Source organism: Colwellia sp. PAMC 20917 (assembly GCF_001767295.1).
Classification (GTDB): Bacteria; Pseudomonadota; Gammaproteobacteria; order Enterobacterales; family Alteromonadaceae; genus Colwellia_A.
Map to the genome: position 1 here is coordinate 1,657,944 of NZ_CP014944.1, position 17,865 is coordinate 1,675,808.

The window sequence follows — 17,865 nt, forward strand, 5'->3', positions numbered from 1 at the left end:
TAGCAGATTATAATATGACATTTTAGCTATTATTAGATAAAATGTCGGCAGACTTAAATAAACTGGCGATGGTCAGTTGTGCCTAAATATGAAATATAATGCCAATTCAAACACCTGCTAAACGCCCGAATACCTTTTTAGAACTCCTTTATAATATTGCTATTCCATCGATTATTTTAATGAAACTTTCGACAGATGAGTATTTAGGCACTGTACCGGCCTTAATTTTCGCCTTATTGTTTCCACTCGGTTATGGCTTGTATGATTTCATTAAAAACAAGTCGATGAATTTTATTTCCTTATTAGGATTTTTCAGTACCTTGTTAACGGGTGGCATAGGCTTATTTGAACTGGACGTTGAATGGCTCGCTATTAAAGAAGCTGCCATTCCATCTGTTATCGGCATAGTTGTGCTGATATCTGGTTTTTGGGGAAAACCCTTAATTGCTAAAATATTGTTAAATCCACTATTATTTAATTTAGATTTAATCTATCAAACGCTAGCAAGCAAAAACAAAACGGATCAGTTTAAAGCAAGAATTCAGTGGGCAAATCATCTTTTAGCTTCAACCTTTGTTTTTTCTGCCACGATGAATTACCTATTAGCTAAATGGATTGTTATTAGCCCCGCTGGCACAGTAGAGTTTAATGAGCAACTTGGCGAAATGACACTGTTAAGTTATCCCGTGATTGCGGTACCTTCAATGGTAATGCTAATTGCAATTATGTTCTATGTGGTAAAAAGTACCATGAAATTAACAGATTTAACCTTAGAAAAAATATTAAACGGTGACAAATAACCTCCTAACTACCGATTAATTACCAATTAATGATAGACGGATGTAAGTGGCTAACCCTCGACCTACTCCGTCTATTTTCAATAAAGCCAATTTTTGTATTGCTCAGTTAATAACCCTGTACTATTTTTCTTTAGTCATTAACCATTCAGACAATAACCTCACCCCAAAACCTGTACCGCCGGTGGGTACTTTATCCTTTGCTTTACTGCTAAGGGCATTACCGGCAATATCAAGATGAGCCCATCGAACATCGCCAACAAAGTGCTGAAGAAAACTAGCTGCTGTGGTTGCACCTAGCCCACCTGAACCGGTATTCTTTAAATCTACAAAAGTTATTGTTTCTACCAATACCCTTGTACTAGCAAGCATAGCGCCTAAAACAGCTGAAATGGTGGTACGTTTTAACAACATAAAAACCTCTATTTAATGGCAAATAAGAATAATATTAAGATATACGACAATGAAGTCATATTAGCTTAATGACCACTTTAATAAATATACCCTTATAAAACGTTACCTTATCGCGACAAGCCAATTATTATTAAAGATTAATATCATTGATTTTTATCTGGAATTTAATAAAAAACATTATCAATGTATGTCATTTTTAAAATGGTGTTAATTACCTATATTTAGGGAGGCATAACCGTTTATACTTTCTTGTTATTAATAGTTGACTTGGATTTAACATGATTGATTTTCGCTCTGACACCGTAACAAGACCCTCCTTGAAAATGCGTAATGCAATGTCACAGGCTGAGGTCGGTGATGATGTTTATGGTGACGACCCAACCGTAAACGAATTAGAGCAATGGTCTGCCAAACGTCATGGCTTTGATGCTGCACTCTTTTGTAGCTCAGGGACCCAAGCAAATCTACTCGCCTTAATGGCACACTGTCAGCGAGGCGACGAGTATTTGTGTGGCCAACAAGCCCACAACTACAAATTTGAAGGTGGTGGCGCTGCAGTACTAGGTTCCATTCAACCACAACCGATAGAAAATGAGAAAGATGGCACCCTTTGCTTAATTAAGCTTGCCCAAGCGATTAAACCCGATGATTCACATTTTGCTCACACAAAACTGGTTAGCATTGAAAATACCATTAATGGTAAAGTACTGCCGTTACACTATTTAGCAGAACTGCGCGAGTTTGTTAATAAGCATCAATTAAGCTTGCATTTAGATGGCGCGCGCGTATACAACGCTGCGACCGCATTAGACGTAGATATCACTGAGATAGCCCAATATTTTGATAGCATGTCGATTTGTTTATCTAAAGGCTTAGGCGCACCAATTGGCTCATTATTACTAGGTTCAACGCAAATCATAAAGCAGGCAAGAAGATGGCGAAAAGTGCTGGGTGGCGGAATGCGTCAAGCCGGTATTCTCTGTGCAGGAGCTAAAATAGCGTTAACCGAAAATGTTGAAAAACTTAAAGTTGATCACGAAAATGCTTATTACTTGGCAGAGCAACTTAATGGCATCAGCGGATTTACTGTTAATGTAGAGCAAGTCACCACTAATATGGTCTTTGTAAAAGTCGACAGTTCTATCGATATTAATGCCATGGCTAACGCGCTAAAAACAAAAAACATTATAATATCCCCCAGTGAAAACATGCGCTTGGTAACCCATTTAGATATTAGTAAAGCAGATATTAATAGCTTTATTACCGCGGTAAAAAATCACTTAACGAGCTTAGCTTAAATTTTTAACTAAAAAGTAAATATTGTGCTATTCGTAATAGATTATTTTGATTAATTATCTATACTCGATATATCAAATAAATTATATGCGAAAAATCAAATGGATAAGTCTCGTAGAAGCGTGATTAAGAAAATAGCCTTAGGCGGCGCGGCAACCATAGCCATTGCCAAAGCGCCCTATGTATTTGCGCGCAATAAGGTGACCTTACGCATTTTGGGTACGCATGTAACATTACAAGAAGAATTACGACAAAAAGCGATGGAAGACCTAGGGATAAATTTGATATTTGAGCCTAAAGGTAGCGCTGCAGTTTTACAAAAAGCGTCAATGTTTCCTCAGTCATTTGATCTCTATGAGCAATGGTCAAACAGTATTAATGTGCTTTGGCGCTCTGGTGCTATTCAATCGATAGACAAAAGAAGAATTACCCATTGGGATGAAATTAATAACCTAAGTAAAACAGGAAAAATAACACAATCGGCGAAACTCGGTGACGGCGATGCACCTTATAAAATATTACACGTACAAAAAAATAATCAATTAGGTGAAAACCATACCAACGATTTAAGCTTCTTACCCTATGTGCATAATGTTGACTCTTTTGGCTACAACACTGACTTTATTAAAAAGGGCATACCTTATGAGACCGAAAGTTGGGGCTGGCTATTAGATGAAAAATACAGTGGCCGTGTCGGTATTATTAATGCGCCGACCATAGGTCTTTTTGACTTAGCTCTCGCCGCACAAGCTAAAAATCTAATGTCATTTAATAATATTGGCGCCATGACCAAGCCAGAATTAGACAAACTTTTTGGTATATTAATAGGCTTGAAACAAGCAGGTCATTTCAGTGGTTTATGGACTTCGGTGCCTGAGTCAATTCAATTTATGAAATCGGGTCGTGTGGTAATAGAAAGCATGTTTTCTCCTGCCGTAGCCTCACTAAACGGCATGAATGTACCGGTAACTTACGCTGCACCTAAAGAGGGTTACCGCGGTTGGCACGGAGTCATGTGTTTATCTAAGGCGACAACTGGCAAGGTAAAAGACGCAGCCTATGATTACATGAATTGGTGGCTATCCGGTTGGCCAGGTGCTTACATTGCCAGACAAGGCTATTATATTTCAAACCCTGAGCGTGCTGCTCGCCACCTTTCTCCGCAAGAGTGGGATTACTGGTATGACGGAAAACCCGCCGCGATCGACTTAAAAGGTACTGATAACAAAGTATCTGTTTATAAAGGAAATATTCGTCGCGGGGGCAGTTATGAAAAACGATTTAGCAATGTTGCTGTTTGGAATACCGTTATGCCAACCTATGACTATAGCCTGCAAAAGTGGTATGAATTTATTAATGCTTAAACAATCAAATTTTTATGCCAATATAATAAGCATTCAAACTCAAGGGTGCCAGTAATGTTTCGAAGTTTAAAAACACAATTGATGCTTTCGCTCACCCTCATTATTTTACTTTTTATCGGCCAGGAGACTGTTTCGTATCAGAACCAAAAACGATTAGTAACGGGCTTAGCCTCTAATCAAGAAATAGTTGATGGAGTCGTTCAGGTTAAAGCATTAGAGAAAGATGTTTTAGATTTACAGCGCAATGTGCTTATTTATAAAGAAAATCAAGCTTCTTCAGTATTAAAACGATTAAATGACATTATGAGTTCGGTAACGGGGAAATTAGCTATAACCTCGCTCTTTATCGCAAAAAATAACATTGGCACCGATCAGCAAGTCGCGATAGAGAGTATGCGTGATCACTTAAAAGCTTATCGAGAAAACTTTGATTCAGTTGTCTTACTCATCGATAAAAAAAGTGAATTATTTAATAAAACCATAGTAACTCACTTAAGCCATCTAAATACCATCACCGCTGAGGCATCTAATGGTATTCATCTTAACCAATCTATTCAAACGACTCATGTAACAACCAAGAGACTTGCAGATCTGACTTCGGCCCTACAACTTTCGGCTTATCAATATTTTATACGACCTAATACTGAAAACATTACCAATTTTCAGTCTATTTTTAGCCAAGTAGAAAGTACCGCAGAGCCACTCAATATCAATGGCTTTACTTCAACATTAACCGCTTTATCTAGTGACTTTAATTTGTTGACGCAAGTAACCCGAAATTATAATTACTTAGTCAATGTGGTTATGTCTGGCTCCGCTAACGAATTTTTATATTTAGCAAAAAATTTAAGTGAAGTTTCTTTAACCCACCTCGATTCAAGTAACGCTCAGCTGAACACCCTAGTTGACGAGTCAGTTATTCGTGGCAATATTATGTTTATTCTTGGTATTTTCCTGACCAGTCTTATTACTGTCTATATTTTGAAAAGACTTATATTTCCAATAGAAAAAGTAACTCAAGTATTTAATGCACTTGCTGAAAATAAAATAATTAATGAAAAGCTTGAACTTAACGTTAATCGCAGAGATGAGATAGGTCATCTAATGAAATCGGCGACTATATTTCAATTAAAAAACAAACAAACCAATGATTTATTACAACAGTCACAACAATTAAATCAACAGCTGGTTCTATCACAAAAAAGAGCTGAACAGGCAACTAAAGCAAAAAGCATGTTTTTAGCAAATATGAGTCACGAAATTAGAACACCAATGAATGGTGTGGTTGGTATGCTGAGTTTATTATCTAACACACCACTAAACGATGAACAAAAAGAATATATTAATCTGGTAAATTCGAGCTCTGAATCATTGTTGACCTTAATTAATAGTATTTTAGACTACTCTAAAATTGAATCAGGAAAACTAGCAATAGAAAGTATTCATTTTAATGTCACTGATATTATTAACGAAGTCGTCATAATAATGAATGCACTTGCTGAAAAAAAATCATTAGTACTTAACATTAGGTCGATGTCACTTTCACAAAAGACCGTTATTGGCGATCCTACAAGACTTAAACAAATACTGATTAATCTGCTAAGTAATGCCATTAAGTTTACCGAGCAAGGCACTATTGACCTTGAAGTTGAACTGATAGAAATAAATAAAGAACAACTTAACTTCTCGTGTAAAGTCAGTGACACAGGTATAGGCCTTTCAGAAGAACAGCAGCAGAATATTTTCACTCCATTTTCTCAAGCTGATAATTCAACCACTCGAAAATATGGCGGTACAGGTTTAGGTTTAACGATTGTAAAACAGTTATGTGAACTTATGTCCGGAGATATAGATATAAAAAGCACCTTAAATAAAGGTAGCTGCTTTTCCTTTTATTTAGTTTATCAAAAACCAGAAAATGATATTACTGACAGTGTTGAGCCAGGCATCACAATTAACCCGGTTAACTTATCCTTTAAAAAAATACTTTTGGTGGAAGACAATAGAATAAATCAAATTGTTGCTACTAAAATTCTAACCAAATTAACGTTAAGCGCCGACATAGCCGTAAATGGTATTAACGCGCTAGAAAAACTAAACTCGTCTAGTTACGATTTAATTTTGATGGACTGTCAGATGCCTGAAATGGACGGCTATCAAACAACTAAAGCTATCCGAGCCGGTAAGGCAGGGAAAGAGCATCAAGATATTGCGATTATCGCTATGACTGCCAATGCGATGAAAGGAGATAAAGAAAGGTGTTTAAGTGCCGGTATGAACGACTACCTGGCTAAACCCATTGATATCAATAAACTCCACCAAAAACTTACGTTTTGGATGAATAAAAATAATAAAACATCATAAAAATAGGGTTTTTAGTATTAATGATGTGATAAAAATCATCAATACTAAAAGTTAAATCGGCGTGTGACTAGGACGACAAGGCCTAAAGCAAAATACCCCATGTTGACGGTTCAGTTACCCCGTGGCTATTGGCTTAGTACCGGCAAAGGATATTTCAATGCGGGTAATATCACTAAGGCCATTAAAACCAATAAATTGTAAAAAATAATTTTTCTATTATTTTCACACCACTTATTTATCTTTAAATTTACGTTGCATTATGAAATTTTTTGCAAATTGCACAGATGAATAATCTTGTGCCCATAATCAATGATTATTGATATTTTATAAACTCAAGAAAAAGCTAAAGTGCATGATTAGCTCATTAATTGCTGAGTACTTATTTAAGATCAAAGCGTTAAATAAGTCTCTTTAAAGCAACATCTCGCATTTATTTTGTGCATAATAGCGCCTCTGCACTTTTAACATCGAGCCATTATATGAAAAACAACATAGTTGACTTACAAGGTAAGCTAAACGCATTACTGCTTTCTTACCGTGATAGCTTTGTCGAGGGTGCTGTAGCCGATTATATTCCTGCTCTTGCTAGTGTAAAAGCCGACTTTGCCGGCATAGCAGTCGCGACCATTGACGGAAAAACAGTTGGCGCTGGTGATTATCAGCACGCTTTTTCTATTCAAAGTATTTCAAAAATATTTGGTTTAGTAATGGCGATGAATCGACTAGGTGATTCTTTGTGGCAACGCGTAAGAATGGAGCCCTCAGGTCAACCTTTCAATTCTATTATTCAGTTGGAGTGGGAAAAAGGTATCCCCAGAAATCCGGTAATAAATGCGGGTGCTTTATTAGTGGCTGACGTATTAACCAGTCATTACTCAGCAAGTAAGTTGGCTTTTTTAGGCTTTGTTAGGAAGCTAGCAAACAATGAAGACATTCGCGTTGACCTTGAAGTTTATCAATCTGAATTCACCCATGGTAATCGTAATGCCGCCCTAGCCTACTTAATGAAAAGCTTTGGTAATATTGAAGCCGAAATTCCAGATGTACTCAGCCATTATTTTACTCAGTGTTCAATTAGCATGAGTTGCGAGCAGCTCGCGCAAAGTTTACTATTTTTAGCCAACAAAGGTGTCGACCCATTAACGAAACGGGTTATTTGTAGCCCAAAAGATGCACATCGCGTTAATGCAATATTATCAACCAGTGGTATGTATGATCAATCTGGTGAGTTCGCTTTTTCTGTCGGTTTACCAGCTAAAAGTGGTGTGGGTGGTGGTTTAATTGCTATCGTGCCAAATTATGGCGTGATCTGTACATGGAGCCCACCGTTAAACAGTTTTGGTAATTCTGTTGTTGGTATGAAGTTAGTGGAAGGTATTGCAGAAGAATTAGGCTTGTCTATTTACCATTAATCGCTGGCATCAGCTATTTGTGTCTTAAATACCTAGGTTAACTAAAAGCAGCACGTTTCTGGTTAAAAACGGCTGCTCAAAGTCACTTATTGTGCAAGTATATAATTATTGTTGAAAACGATAAACAGCTCCTAAAGATAAGATTTGTGAAAGTTCATCTAATGCCGTGCGTGACTCAATAATTAATTGTGGGTCTCGTAAATCATCTATGACTAATTTGTCGCGATAATGACGATTAACCCAAGTCACTAATCGGTTATATAATGCTGGTGTTAGCAAGCAGTCAGGATTAACCCCAAGTAACTCTTGCTCGGTGAGCGCAACTCTTAGCCGTAAACATGCCGGACCACCACCATTTTTCATACTTTCATTGACATCAAAAAACTCAACATGATTTATTGGGTTATCACCGGCAATTAATGTTTGTAGGTAATCATTAACCTGACTATTTTCTCGACAATGCATCGGGGCAATAATAGCCATAGAATTATCAGCTAATGTGACAATTTGAGTATTAAATAAATAGGTATTAACCGCTGCTTCAATCGACACTTGCTCGGTTGAAACTTCAAGAAAGTGCAGCTTTTCGCCGTTATACTTTTGAGTAACTTCGGCCTTGAATTCTGCCGTATTTAAGTATGCTTGTTCGTGGTAAAGAAAAACATTCTGGTTACCGACCGCAATCACGTCATTATGAAAAACACCTTGGTCGATAATATCGGGGTTTTGTTGAACAAAAACAGCTTTATCTTCAGAAAGGCCATGTAATCTTGCGATCGCCTGACTCGCCTCCAACGTTTGACGAGCAGGGAACTTAACGGGTGCTGGTTTATTTCGATTAAAAGCATAGCGACCATAAGTAAAGATCTCTACACCAGCATCTCCATAGCCTTCACATAATCGCGTATGGTTAGCAGCTCCTTCGTCACCGAAGTGTTCATTATCATTAAGGTGCTGATGATGCTGAAAATGCTTATCATCGTTGAACATAGCTTTAAGGATTTTACTGGTCGTTTCAGGTTCGAGTGAACGATGAAACTTATTCGCTAAATTAGCTGAGGTAAAATGTACCTTTTTATCAATCGTATCAGCTGATGGTGAAACGGTTGCTGCATTGGCTGTCCACATCGTTGATGCAGAACAACAAGCGGCGAGTAGTGTTGGCGAAGCTTTATAAGCTGCTGACAATATTTGCGCATCGCTGCCGTGAAAGCCCAATCTTTTAAGCGTATAGAGGTCAGGACGTTCTTGAGGGGCAAATACGCCTTGTTTTAATCCCATATCATGCAACGCTTTCATTTTTGACAAACCTTGCAAGGCTGCTTCTTTAGGATTTGAGCTGTTATTGGTATTTGATAATGAGGCAACATTCCCCTCAGATAGACCCGCATAATTATGGGTTGGGCCCACTAAACCATCAAAATTCACTTCAAAACTTTTCATTATTACCTCAACCTTTTAATTTTTTTTAATTTTTTTTAACAACATAGTAAAATACGCACCAATCAAAATATTGATCATCAATATATAAAAATTTTATATTAACGTTTAATTTATCAATAGTCATAGCGCCATTAACTGAACATAACCTGCAACGATATATAATGTAAATAAAGCGTGTACGTTATAAATATCATAAAGGCTGTAAGCCGGAAAACACTTATTAATTGTATAAAAATTGATAGATGAAAAAAGTTAACCTATCAGGTGAATTTATCTCGTTTGCTGTGACTGATGAATAAATTTAAGATGCATTTGTATTTTGAATCTTCCCCGATTCTTTAATAGTACTGCTTATATTGTTAAATTGTTTCATTTTAAGGACATCATTTGATGTCCTTTTTTTTTAGCTAGGCGATTAAATAAGCTGACTTTTATAAAATGGATCTTACTTACTGTGCCTAGCGAATAAATTTCTAACGAATGAGCATTATTGATCTCAATTATACTGAATACTGACACTTGCTAATAATTTTACAACGCCCTTGATTACACTATGTTGATGGGTAAAAAATACCTTTTTAATAGCATGATTTCTTCCCATTTAATTTTATAGGTGAAAAATATTGATCCATCGAATGAATTTATCTCGTTTGCTGTGCCTAATAAATCAATTTACGATGCAGTTGTTTGTTGAGTCGCTCTAATAATAATTTATAGATTCTTTAAAAACACCTGTTTGTATTGCTAAACTGCTACATTTAAGGACATCATTGATGTCCTTTTTTTCTGCTTATAATTCTATAAACAGATTGTTCTTATAGTGCAAATGAACCAACATGGTGCAAACCGAAAAAAACGGCAGCTTTATAAAAAAAGTATTAACAATAATATCAACTAGTTACACTTCGGTATAACTATTGCTATTACTATTTGTCTTCATCAATTTATTTTACTCACATGCCTATTCAAACACCCATCCGTGGTTTACGGTCATTCTGCGTGGCTTCAAAATGTTTAAGCTTCAAACATGCTGCCGCACAATTGTTTTTAACACCTTCAGCGGTTAGCCATCAAATAAAACAGCTAGAGGAACAATTAGGTTTTGACCTCTTTAAAAGAGGAACACGTTCAATAGAGCTAACCAGTTCAGGGAAACAGTTTTATCAATCTATTCAACCGATAATTCATCAGCTTGAATCAACAATTTCGGAGTTCACTCATAATCAACAAAATAAAACTATTGTCATTAGTTTGCCTGAGTTTTTTGCCAGTGAGTTATTTATTCCTCAGTTAAGTACATGGTCTGAAAAAAATCCAGAAATAAACTTACAATTAGAAACGATAAAATCAGGCAGTGAACCCTCACAAATTGCTGATTTATCGATAGTATTGGCGAATGGCAAGCCAAATGCGAGTATTGTTCATGAATTATTCCCTGTGCGTTATACCCCAGCTTGTAATAAAAAACTTTATAAAAAACTTAAAAGCATGGGGACTTCGGCATTAAGAAATACCCCACTGATTTTACACCGCTCTCGTCCTTGGTCATGGCATCAATGGGCCGACAACGTCAATATTAATGATTTTGATCCAAAACAAATTATACAGTTTGACAGTATGTTTGGCGTTGCACGAGCGGCTCAACAAGGAATGGGCATAGCATTAGTGCCTCTTCCGATCAGTAAAACATGGTTTACTGAACAGTTATTAGTAAAACTCTTCGATGAAGAACTCAATACCAATGACAAATACTATTTGATCCAACATGAAAATATGGAAAATAAAACTGAGCTAACTTTATTTGCTGACTGGGTTAAAGAAACCTTCGCCAATAACAACGAATAACGAATAACGATGCCAATGATAGATGAAATTTATTCACTCAATACGTCGATTTTAATCGTTTGTCTCGCGAAATGAAAATTTCTATAGTAGACCTGCATCAACCGGATGCGCTTTTAAATAGAGAGAGAAAAAATGAAAACTACATTAGCTTTATTAACCCCATTATTGATAACTTTACTAGTAAGTAACCCTGTATCAGCTTTTGAAAGTGACACCGCATTAAAAGTTGCGGTAGTTAAAGATGCCAGAGGTACTCAAGATATTGTTAAAGGCAATTTTAATAAAAGCATTAAGAAACTCACCAAACGCCATCAAGATGAAAGTTCGTATAACAGCCATATGAGTTTATGTGTTGCCTATTTGCAAGCTGATAATGCAGAACAGTCAGAGTTAGCATGTACTGCGGCAATCGACAGTATTGAGGCCATGAACTTAAATAACACCATTGGACTTTACCTTAAGTCATTAAGTTACAGTAATCGTGGTATTTCAAGGTACAAAAACAATGATATTAGCGGTGCCCTAGCTGATTTAAACCAAGCGATATTAATTGATGAAAACACAATTACGTTAGGTAACTTAAAAATTATCAAGCAAAAAGCATATCGATTGGCATCACTTTCAGAAACCTCACCACTGATTGCAGATTAATCAATAACTTAACACTAGATTTTAGGAGATATATCATGATCAAACGCATGCTAAATAGCATTTCATCTTTTACCAGTTTACTCATTAACATCAAGCACTTATCTGTGAGTCAGTGGGATATTGAAGAAACAGAGAATAGCCAAAATTTTAACGAAATTCGACAACCAAGGTAAATGAATGGCTTATTTAATAAACGGTAGCAGCGCAAGCAGAAATCGCTAAATATTTCAGGATATCAATGGCGTTGCTACTTTCCCACCCAGCTTATTCATAATATAAACACCTGTAGGTTAACCCTATTCAACTTGCTACTCCCCCTAAATAATATTTATCATCAAAGTAGAGTTTAATGAATTATATAAGTGTAATAGATAGATATCATGAATATCACAATGCTATTCATGAACTTATGGCGTCAATCGTCGCAGGAGCCTTTGATGAAAACTTTTTTAAAGACGAAACCCTGCTACAAACTTCAATGCTCTGGCTAACTAAACATTACCCTTTTATTGAGTTGATGTTCACTTTAGATAGCGATGGCGTTCAAAGTAGTAAAAATATTTCTAAGAAGAATAATATAAATAAAGGTATTACCGAAGGCCTAGGGATAGACCGCTCTTATCGCCCCTATTATATAAAGGCAGATAAAAATAATACCATCATTGTTACTGAGCCTTATTTATCAACCTCTAGCCATAATCTATGTATTTCTACATCAATGAAATATGCTAATAAAAATGGTGATGTTATTGGTGTATTGGTGATTGATATTAACTTAGCTCAAGCCATTGAATTTTTAATGGGTGATGTAAAAAGAAAAAAATTCCATCCTTTTTTCGTCAGTGTCTATTCATGTATTGTCGTTGGACTATTCTTTATTGTTGGTATTCTTTTATATTCTGCCGGTAGCGAAATAGTTAATTTATTACTCTCACCCACCCCTGAAGATCTACAAATAAAACCTTTTGGTATTATTATTTTTCTGACCTTAGCACTGGCCATTTTCGATTTAGGCAAAACAACGATAGAAGAAGAAGTGTTAATGCAAAAAGATATATTACGCCATAGTTCAACAAGACGAACAATCACTCGATTTATTGCCACTATCTTAATTGCCGTTTCAATAGAAGCTTTATTGCTAATGTTTAAGTCAGTACTTGGCTCTCCTGAATATTTAGTTAATGCTGTTGCTATGATGGCTACTTCAGTTGGCCTACTTGTTGGTTTAGGCCTATATGTTTACCTTGGCGCAAAAGCAGAAACACTACTAAAAAAATAACACTTTCCCATGAAGAGAATAAACAAAAAGATTACCTTAATGTCTCTTTGATTTAAATGGCTGACAATATTCACTGTTATTACTGATAGAAGTTATTTAAGGTTTTACTAAAATCACGTCAGTTTATCTTTAGCAATATTTTGCTTCACTAATTAACCAAGAGTTCAAGTCCCTTAGCTATGATTTAATGGTGTTAAAAATAAAAATATCGATGATTAATTCACTACAGGCTAGTCAAAATTGACTTCAGCGGGTAGAATCTAGCCCATCAATTTATTAAGAACGACGAGATGCATTCAGATGGGCAGAGCATACCAAAATCGCAAATTATCAATGGCGAAAACAGCAGGCGCAAAAACTAAAGTTTATTCAAAATACGGTAAAGCAATTTATGTAAGTGCCAAAGAAGGCGGTGTTGACCCAGATGGTAACCTAACACTACGTGGCTTAATCGATAGAGCTAAAAAAGATCAAGTACCTACTCACGTCATTGAAAATGCGATAAAGAAAGCATCAGGTGCCGGAGGCGAAGATTTTGTTGCCGCAAGGTATGAAGGTTTTGGTCCAGGTAACTGTATGGTTATTATTGATTGTTTAACAGATAACGGTAATAGAACGATTAAAGATGTTCGCCAATGTTTTACCAAGACCTATTCTAAAATTGGTTCATCGGGCACCGTTTCTCACATGTTTAATCATCAAGCTGTCTTTGCTTTTCAAGGCGAAGATGATGAAACTGTTTTAGAAACCTTAATGATGGCTGACATTGATGTAACAGATGTTGAACTTGAAGACGGTATCATTACTGTTTATGCACCACATACTGAGTTTTTCAAAATAAAAACTGAATTTGCTAATTCAATGCCAGAGTTTGATTTAGAAGTTGAAGAAATCACTTGGGTACCGCAAACCTACACTGAAATTACCGGTGAAGATGACACAGCAAATTTCGAGAAATTTATCGCTATGTTAGATGATTGTGATGATGTACAAAACGTTTATCATAATGCCGATATTGCAGAGTCGTAATTTGTAAGAGTATTAAGTTCAGGATGTCTTTTCTCAGGCATCCTGTTTTTACCATATCAGTACATATCAACCTTATATGATGATCGATGTTAAAGGGTACCGCCCCTTTATTTAGCCAGCTTTTCCATCATCACGTTTACCGCGTCTAAATGCTCAGGGTTGTTATGACACATTCCTTGAAATACCGCACAAATGTCAAGAAAGTCTGGTAAGTCAGTACGTTGTGCCATTTTCATTAACCGCTTAGTTAAACGCATTGCCGCCGTTGGTTTACTGGCAATATCATTTGCTAAAGCCATAACGTTATCCATTAAACACTCTGCATCAACAACATTTAACACCACTCCCATTTCTTTCGCTTCATCGGCATTAATTATTCTGCCTGTAAAAGTTAACTCCGCGGCTTTTTGATAACCAATAACTCGCTGCATAAACCATGCACCACCATCACCTGGAATAAGACCTAAATTAGCAAATGTTTCGCCAAACTTAGCTTTTGTTGAAGCTATTCGGATATCACACATATTAGCAACATCGAAACCGGCACCGATTGCTGCACCATTAACAGCAGCAATGATAGGGACTTCACATTTATGTAATGCTAGTGGAATGCGCTGTATTCCTTGACGATAACGAGCTTCAAGTTCTTGTACATCACCAGCAAAATCACCACCACGTTCAGCCATATCTTTAATATTTCCCCCGATGAAAACGCAGAGCCGTCACCGGTAATAATCAGCACAGCCACAGTAGCCGTTTTATTAACCCACTCGACGGTGGTAACAATATCATCAGCAATTGCGGTACTTGTTAGCGCATTACGTACGTCATGGCGATTAAAGGTTAGCGTTGCAATATTATTATCTAGGGCAAGTAGACAGTCGGTTAATTGGGGAAGATTTTCTTTCATCGTTGTTTCTCATCAAGTTTGACTTGTTGCCAATATTCTTCAAGTTTTTCTAGCGAATGTTGTTCAAATTCTACGCCAGAGCTTGCCACTTGTTTTTCAACACCATGAAACCGTTTTGTAAATTTCTGATTTGCTTGGCGTAATAACTGCTCAGGATCTTGTTTGGCATGGCGACAAAGATTGACAACGGCAAACATTAGGTCACCTAACTCTTCAGCGAGCGCTTGCGGATTATTTTGCTCAATTTCAAGATGAACTTCTTCGACTTCTTCGACAACCTTAGCAAAGACATCTTCAATGTTATGCCAGTCAAAACCAGCATGTGCGCAACGTTTTTGAATTTTAGCGGCTTGAGAAAGTGCGGGTAAATTTCGCGGAATATCGGCTAAAATACTGATGTCTTCGTTGAGGTTTTTTTGTTGTCTTTCTTGCGCTTTTTCATTTTCCCAATTGGCATTAATCTCTGCATCAGATGTTAGATTTTTATCGCCAAAGACATGAGGGTGTCGACGAATGAGTTTCTCACAAATGGCCGCGACGACACTGTCAAAATCAAATTGTTTTTGTTCTTGCCCGAGCTGACTATAGAAAACAATCTGAAATAACAAATCACCTAATTCTTTTTCTAATTCTGAGAAGTCTTGCTGTTCAACAGCGTCAATGACCGCATCAGCAACTTCGTAGGCTTCTTCAATGGTATGCGGTACTATCGAAGCAAAGTCTTGCTTGATATCCCACGGACATCCTGTTTTAGGATCGCGTAACTCGGTCATGATCCAACGTAGCTTATTCATTGAGGCTTGTTCAGTTAACATATTTATACATTTTCCATAAAGTAGATAAAATACAGCTAGAGTCGCTTAACTTCTAATACATCATCAAGTTGAAGTAATTTGCCAATTAAACGTCCTAATATTTCATTATTTGGAATTTCAATATTTAACAACATAGCGACTGTTTGCTTGTTTGGATCAGAACGGCTTTCCATGCCAACAATGCTGACCCGTTCATTGGAAACAATCGTAGAAATATCACGCACTAAACCTTGACGGTCACTCGCTATAACTTTCACTGTTGCTAAATAGCTCTGTTGATTCTGCTCACCCCACTGAACTTCTACTTCTCGTTCAGGTTGCTGAGCTAACGAATTCGCTAATTGGTCACAATCATTACGATGCACCGAGATACCCCGTCCCTGAGTAATAAAGCCGGCAATATTATCGCCTGGCACCGGATGACAACATTTTGCCATATGCGTTAATAAATTACCGACCCCCGATACCGTAATACCATTAACATCGGCTTGAGATTTTTGTTGTGCCTGCTGAGGTTTGACCAAACTTTGTGGGTCAAGCTCCACCGGTGGTTTGTTTCTCTCGTCGTGATATTGCAAATGATTAATCACTTGCATCAAACGGGCATTACCTGAACCAATAGCTGCATATAAATCGTCAATCGATTTTATATTAAAGCGCCTACTCGCTGACATTAAATCAGTCTCGGTTAAATCGATTTTAGATAATTCTGTCTCTAACTGTTCTTTACCTATGGCAATATGTTTGTCACGGTCGAGCAATCTAAAAAAATGTTGAATTTTTGACCGTGTTCTTGGTGCATGGGTATAATGCAGATTAGGGTTTAACCAATCACGACTTGGGTTAGGAGTTTTACTGGTTAACACTTCAACTTGATCGCCTGTTTTTAAGCGGTAAGTAAAAGGTACAATGCGTCCAGAGACCTTCGCGCCAATACAACAATGACCTACATTTGAATGAATATAGTAAGCAAAATCTAAAGGTGTAGAGCCAGCAGGTAAATCAATAACATCACCGTTAGGTGTAAATACATAAATACGGTCTTCAAAGACCTGACTACGTAATTCATCGAGTAAATCGCCACTTTCGCTGACGTCATCTTGCCATTGTAAAATTTTTCTTAGCCAGCTAACTTTTTCATCAAAACCAGTTTTTTTATCTGTGTTTTTACTGCCAGTACTGCCTTCTTTATAACGCCAATGAGCCGCAACCCCCATTTCTGCATCATCGTGCATTTGCTGAGTTCTTATTTGTACTTCTACTGATTTTCCCTCTGGGCCTAATACAACCGTATGAATCGATTGATAACCATTAGGTTTTGGTGTGGCAACATAATCATCAAATTCGTTAGGTAAATGCTGCCAACTGGTATGGACTATACCTAATGCGCCATAACAATCTTGAAGTTTATCAACAACAACCCTCACGGCTCTAACATCAAAAAGTTGTTCAAAATCAAGCGATTTTTGCTGCATTTTTTTCCAAATGCTAAAAATATGCTTGGGCCGACCATATACTTCACCGGCAATATTTAAATCATTTAATTGCCCACTAAGATTACTCACAAAATTAGCCATATATTGTTCACGGTCTAAGCGTTTTTCATCTAATTGTTGCGCTATATTTTTGTACACCTTGGGATGAAGGTAGCGAAAGGAAATATCTTCAAGCTCCCACTTTAGTTGACCAATGCCTAATCTATTCGCGAGTGGTGCATAGATATTGGCGGTTTCTTTGGCAGCTAAAACTCGCGTTTCTTCATCGGCATTTTTTACCAGCCTTAAGTAACAGACTCGCTCAGCAAGTTTAATAACGACCGCACGAACATCGTCAACCATGGCAACTAACATCTTACGAATATTATCAACTTGATTGGCTGACACTTGATTAGATTGGCCTTGCTGTAATGTCTTTATCGCTTGCATTTGGCTAACGCCATTACATAAATTAAGAATTTTCTTAGAGAAATTTTCTTCTATATATTCTAATGATATGCATTGGTATTCATATAGCGGTAGCAAAAATGCAGCACATAAAGAATCGCGATCTAAATTCAAACTGGCAAGGATCTCAACCATCTCTAAAGACTTAGTCTGGCATTCTTGCTGGTCAACATAAAAATCACTGACTTGCTGCCAAAGCTTTTCAAGTGCTTGATTTTTTTGTTCACTAAGCTCCAATGAACTTAACCATTGCTCAAAATTTATTTCCGATATTTGATGAGATTTACGTACCGAAACCATAAA

At 36.9% G+C, this 17,865-nt stretch carries 15 protein-coding genes and 1 pseudogene; 10 read left to right on the plus strand and 6 right to left on the minus strand.

The window, feature by feature from the left end; genetic code table 11:
- Window positions 1–98: 98 nt before the first annotated feature.
- Window positions 99–800 (plus strand): VC0807 family protein, encoded by a 702-nt coding sequence (locus tag A3Q34_RS07005; RefSeq protein WP_070374714.1) that lies wholly within the window; start codon window positions 99–101, stop codon window positions 798–800.
- A 120-nt stretch (window positions 801–920) separates the two neighbouring features.
- Here the strand turns inward: A3Q34_RS07005 and A3Q34_RS07010 are convergent.
- Window positions 921–1,124: pseudogene (locus tag A3Q34_RS07010) on the minus strand (leucyl aminopeptidase); the annotation flags it as partial.
- 365 nt (window positions 1,125–1,489) lie between these two features.
- Here A3Q34_RS07010 and ltaE point away from each other — a divergent pair.
- The 4 genes from ltaE (at window position 1,490) to glsB (ending at window position 7,647) form a co-directional block, all read left to right on the plus strand.
- Complete coding sequence (ltaE, locus tag A3Q34_RS07015; protein ID WP_070374716.1) at window positions 1,490–2,509, plus strand: low-specificity L-threonine aldolase; 1,020 nt, start codon at window positions 1,490–1,492, stop codon at window positions 2,507–2,509.
- Window positions 2,510–2,608: 99 nt separating this feature from the next.
- A complete protein-coding gene (locus A3Q34_RS07020) occupies window positions 2,609–3,871 on the plus strand; it encodes an ABC transporter substrate-binding protein (protein WP_070374717.1) in 1,263 nt (420 codons plus the stop codon).
- 54 nt (window positions 3,872–3,925) lie between these two features.
- Window positions 3,926–6,235, plus strand: a complete 2,310-nt coding sequence (locus A3Q34_RS07025) for an ATP-binding protein (RefSeq protein WP_070374718.1) — start codon at window positions 3,926–3,928, stop codon at window positions 6,233–6,235.
- A 479-nt stretch (window positions 6,236–6,714) separates the two neighbouring features.
- Window positions 6,715–7,647, plus strand: a complete 933-nt coding sequence (glsB, locus tag A3Q34_RS07030) for a glutaminase B (protein WP_083277928.1) — start codon at window positions 6,715–6,717, stop codon at window positions 7,645–7,647.
- Window positions 7,648–7,752: 105 nt separating this feature from the next.
- Here the strand turns inward: glsB and astB are convergent, their stop codons facing one another.
- Window positions 7,753–9,090, minus strand: coding sequence for an N-succinylarginine dihydrolase (gene astB / locus A3Q34_RS07035; protein WP_070374719.1), 1,338 nt, complete (start codon window positions 9,088–9,090; stop codon window positions 7,753–7,755).
- A 963-nt stretch (window positions 9,091–10,053) separates the two neighbouring features.
- On the opposite strand from astB, the gene A3Q34_RS07040 reads away from it, so the two are divergent.
- From A3Q34_RS07040 to A3Q34_RS07055, 5 genes are all read left to right on the plus strand, one after another.
- A complete protein-coding gene (locus A3Q34_RS07040; protein ID WP_231907471.1) occupies window positions 10,054–10,935 on the plus strand; it encodes a LysR family transcriptional regulator in 882 nt (293 codons plus the stop codon).
- Window positions 10,936–11,067: 132 nt separating this feature from the next.
- Complete coding sequence (locus A3Q34_RS07045) at window positions 11,068–11,586, plus strand: hypothetical protein (protein ID WP_070374721.1); 519 nt, start codon at window positions 11,068–11,070, stop codon at window positions 11,584–11,586.
- A 35-nt stretch (window positions 11,587–11,621) separates the two neighbouring features.
- A complete protein-coding gene (locus A3Q34_RS20455) occupies window positions 11,622–11,759 on the plus strand; it encodes a hypothetical protein (protein WP_157470871.1) in 138 nt (45 codons plus the stop codon).
- 176 nt (window positions 11,760–11,935) lie between these two features.
- Complete coding sequence (locus A3Q34_RS07050) at window positions 11,936–12,865, plus strand: PDC sensor domain-containing protein (RefSeq protein ID WP_070374722.1); 930 nt, start codon at window positions 11,936–11,938, stop codon at window positions 12,863–12,865.
- 300 nt (window positions 12,866–13,165) lie between these two features.
- Window positions 13,166–13,894, plus strand: a complete 729-nt coding sequence (locus tag A3Q34_RS07055; RefSeq protein ID WP_070374723.1) for a YebC/PmpR family DNA-binding transcriptional regulator — start codon at window positions 13,166–13,168, stop codon at window positions 13,892–13,894.
- 107 nt (window positions 13,895–14,001) lie between these two features.
- Here A3Q34_RS07055 and A3Q34_RS07060 read toward each other — a convergent pair whose 3' ends face one another.
- From A3Q34_RS07060 to relA, 4 genes are read right to left on the minus strand one after another with little or no spacing between them, the layout of a single operon-like run.
- The gene (locus tag A3Q34_RS07060; protein ID WP_231907443.1) at window positions 14,002–14,580 is read right to left on the minus strand and encodes an enoyl-CoA hydratase-related protein; all 579 of its coding nucleotides are present in this window, start codon (window positions 14,578–14,580) and stop codon (window positions 14,002–14,004) included.
- Complete coding sequence (locus A3Q34_RS20865; RefSeq protein WP_231907444.1) at window positions 14,496–14,804, minus strand: enoyl-CoA hydratase/isomerase family protein; 309 nt, start codon at window positions 14,802–14,804, stop codon at window positions 14,496–14,498. The genes A3Q34_RS07060 and A3Q34_RS20865 overlap by 85 nt, the downstream gene beginning before the upstream one ends.
- Window positions 14,801–15,619, minus strand: coding sequence for a nucleoside triphosphate pyrophosphohydrolase (gene mazG / locus A3Q34_RS07065; protein WP_070374724.1), 819 nt, complete (start codon window positions 15,617–15,619; stop codon window positions 14,801–14,803). The genes A3Q34_RS20865 and mazG overlap by 4 nt, the downstream gene beginning before the upstream one ends.
- 35 nt (window positions 15,620–15,654) lie before the next feature.
- Complete coding sequence (gene relA / locus A3Q34_RS07070; protein ID WP_070374725.1) at window positions 15,655–17,862, minus strand: GTP diphosphokinase; 2,208 nt, start codon at window positions 17,860–17,862, stop codon at window positions 15,655–15,657.
- Window positions 17,863–17,865: the final 3 nt, after the last annotated feature.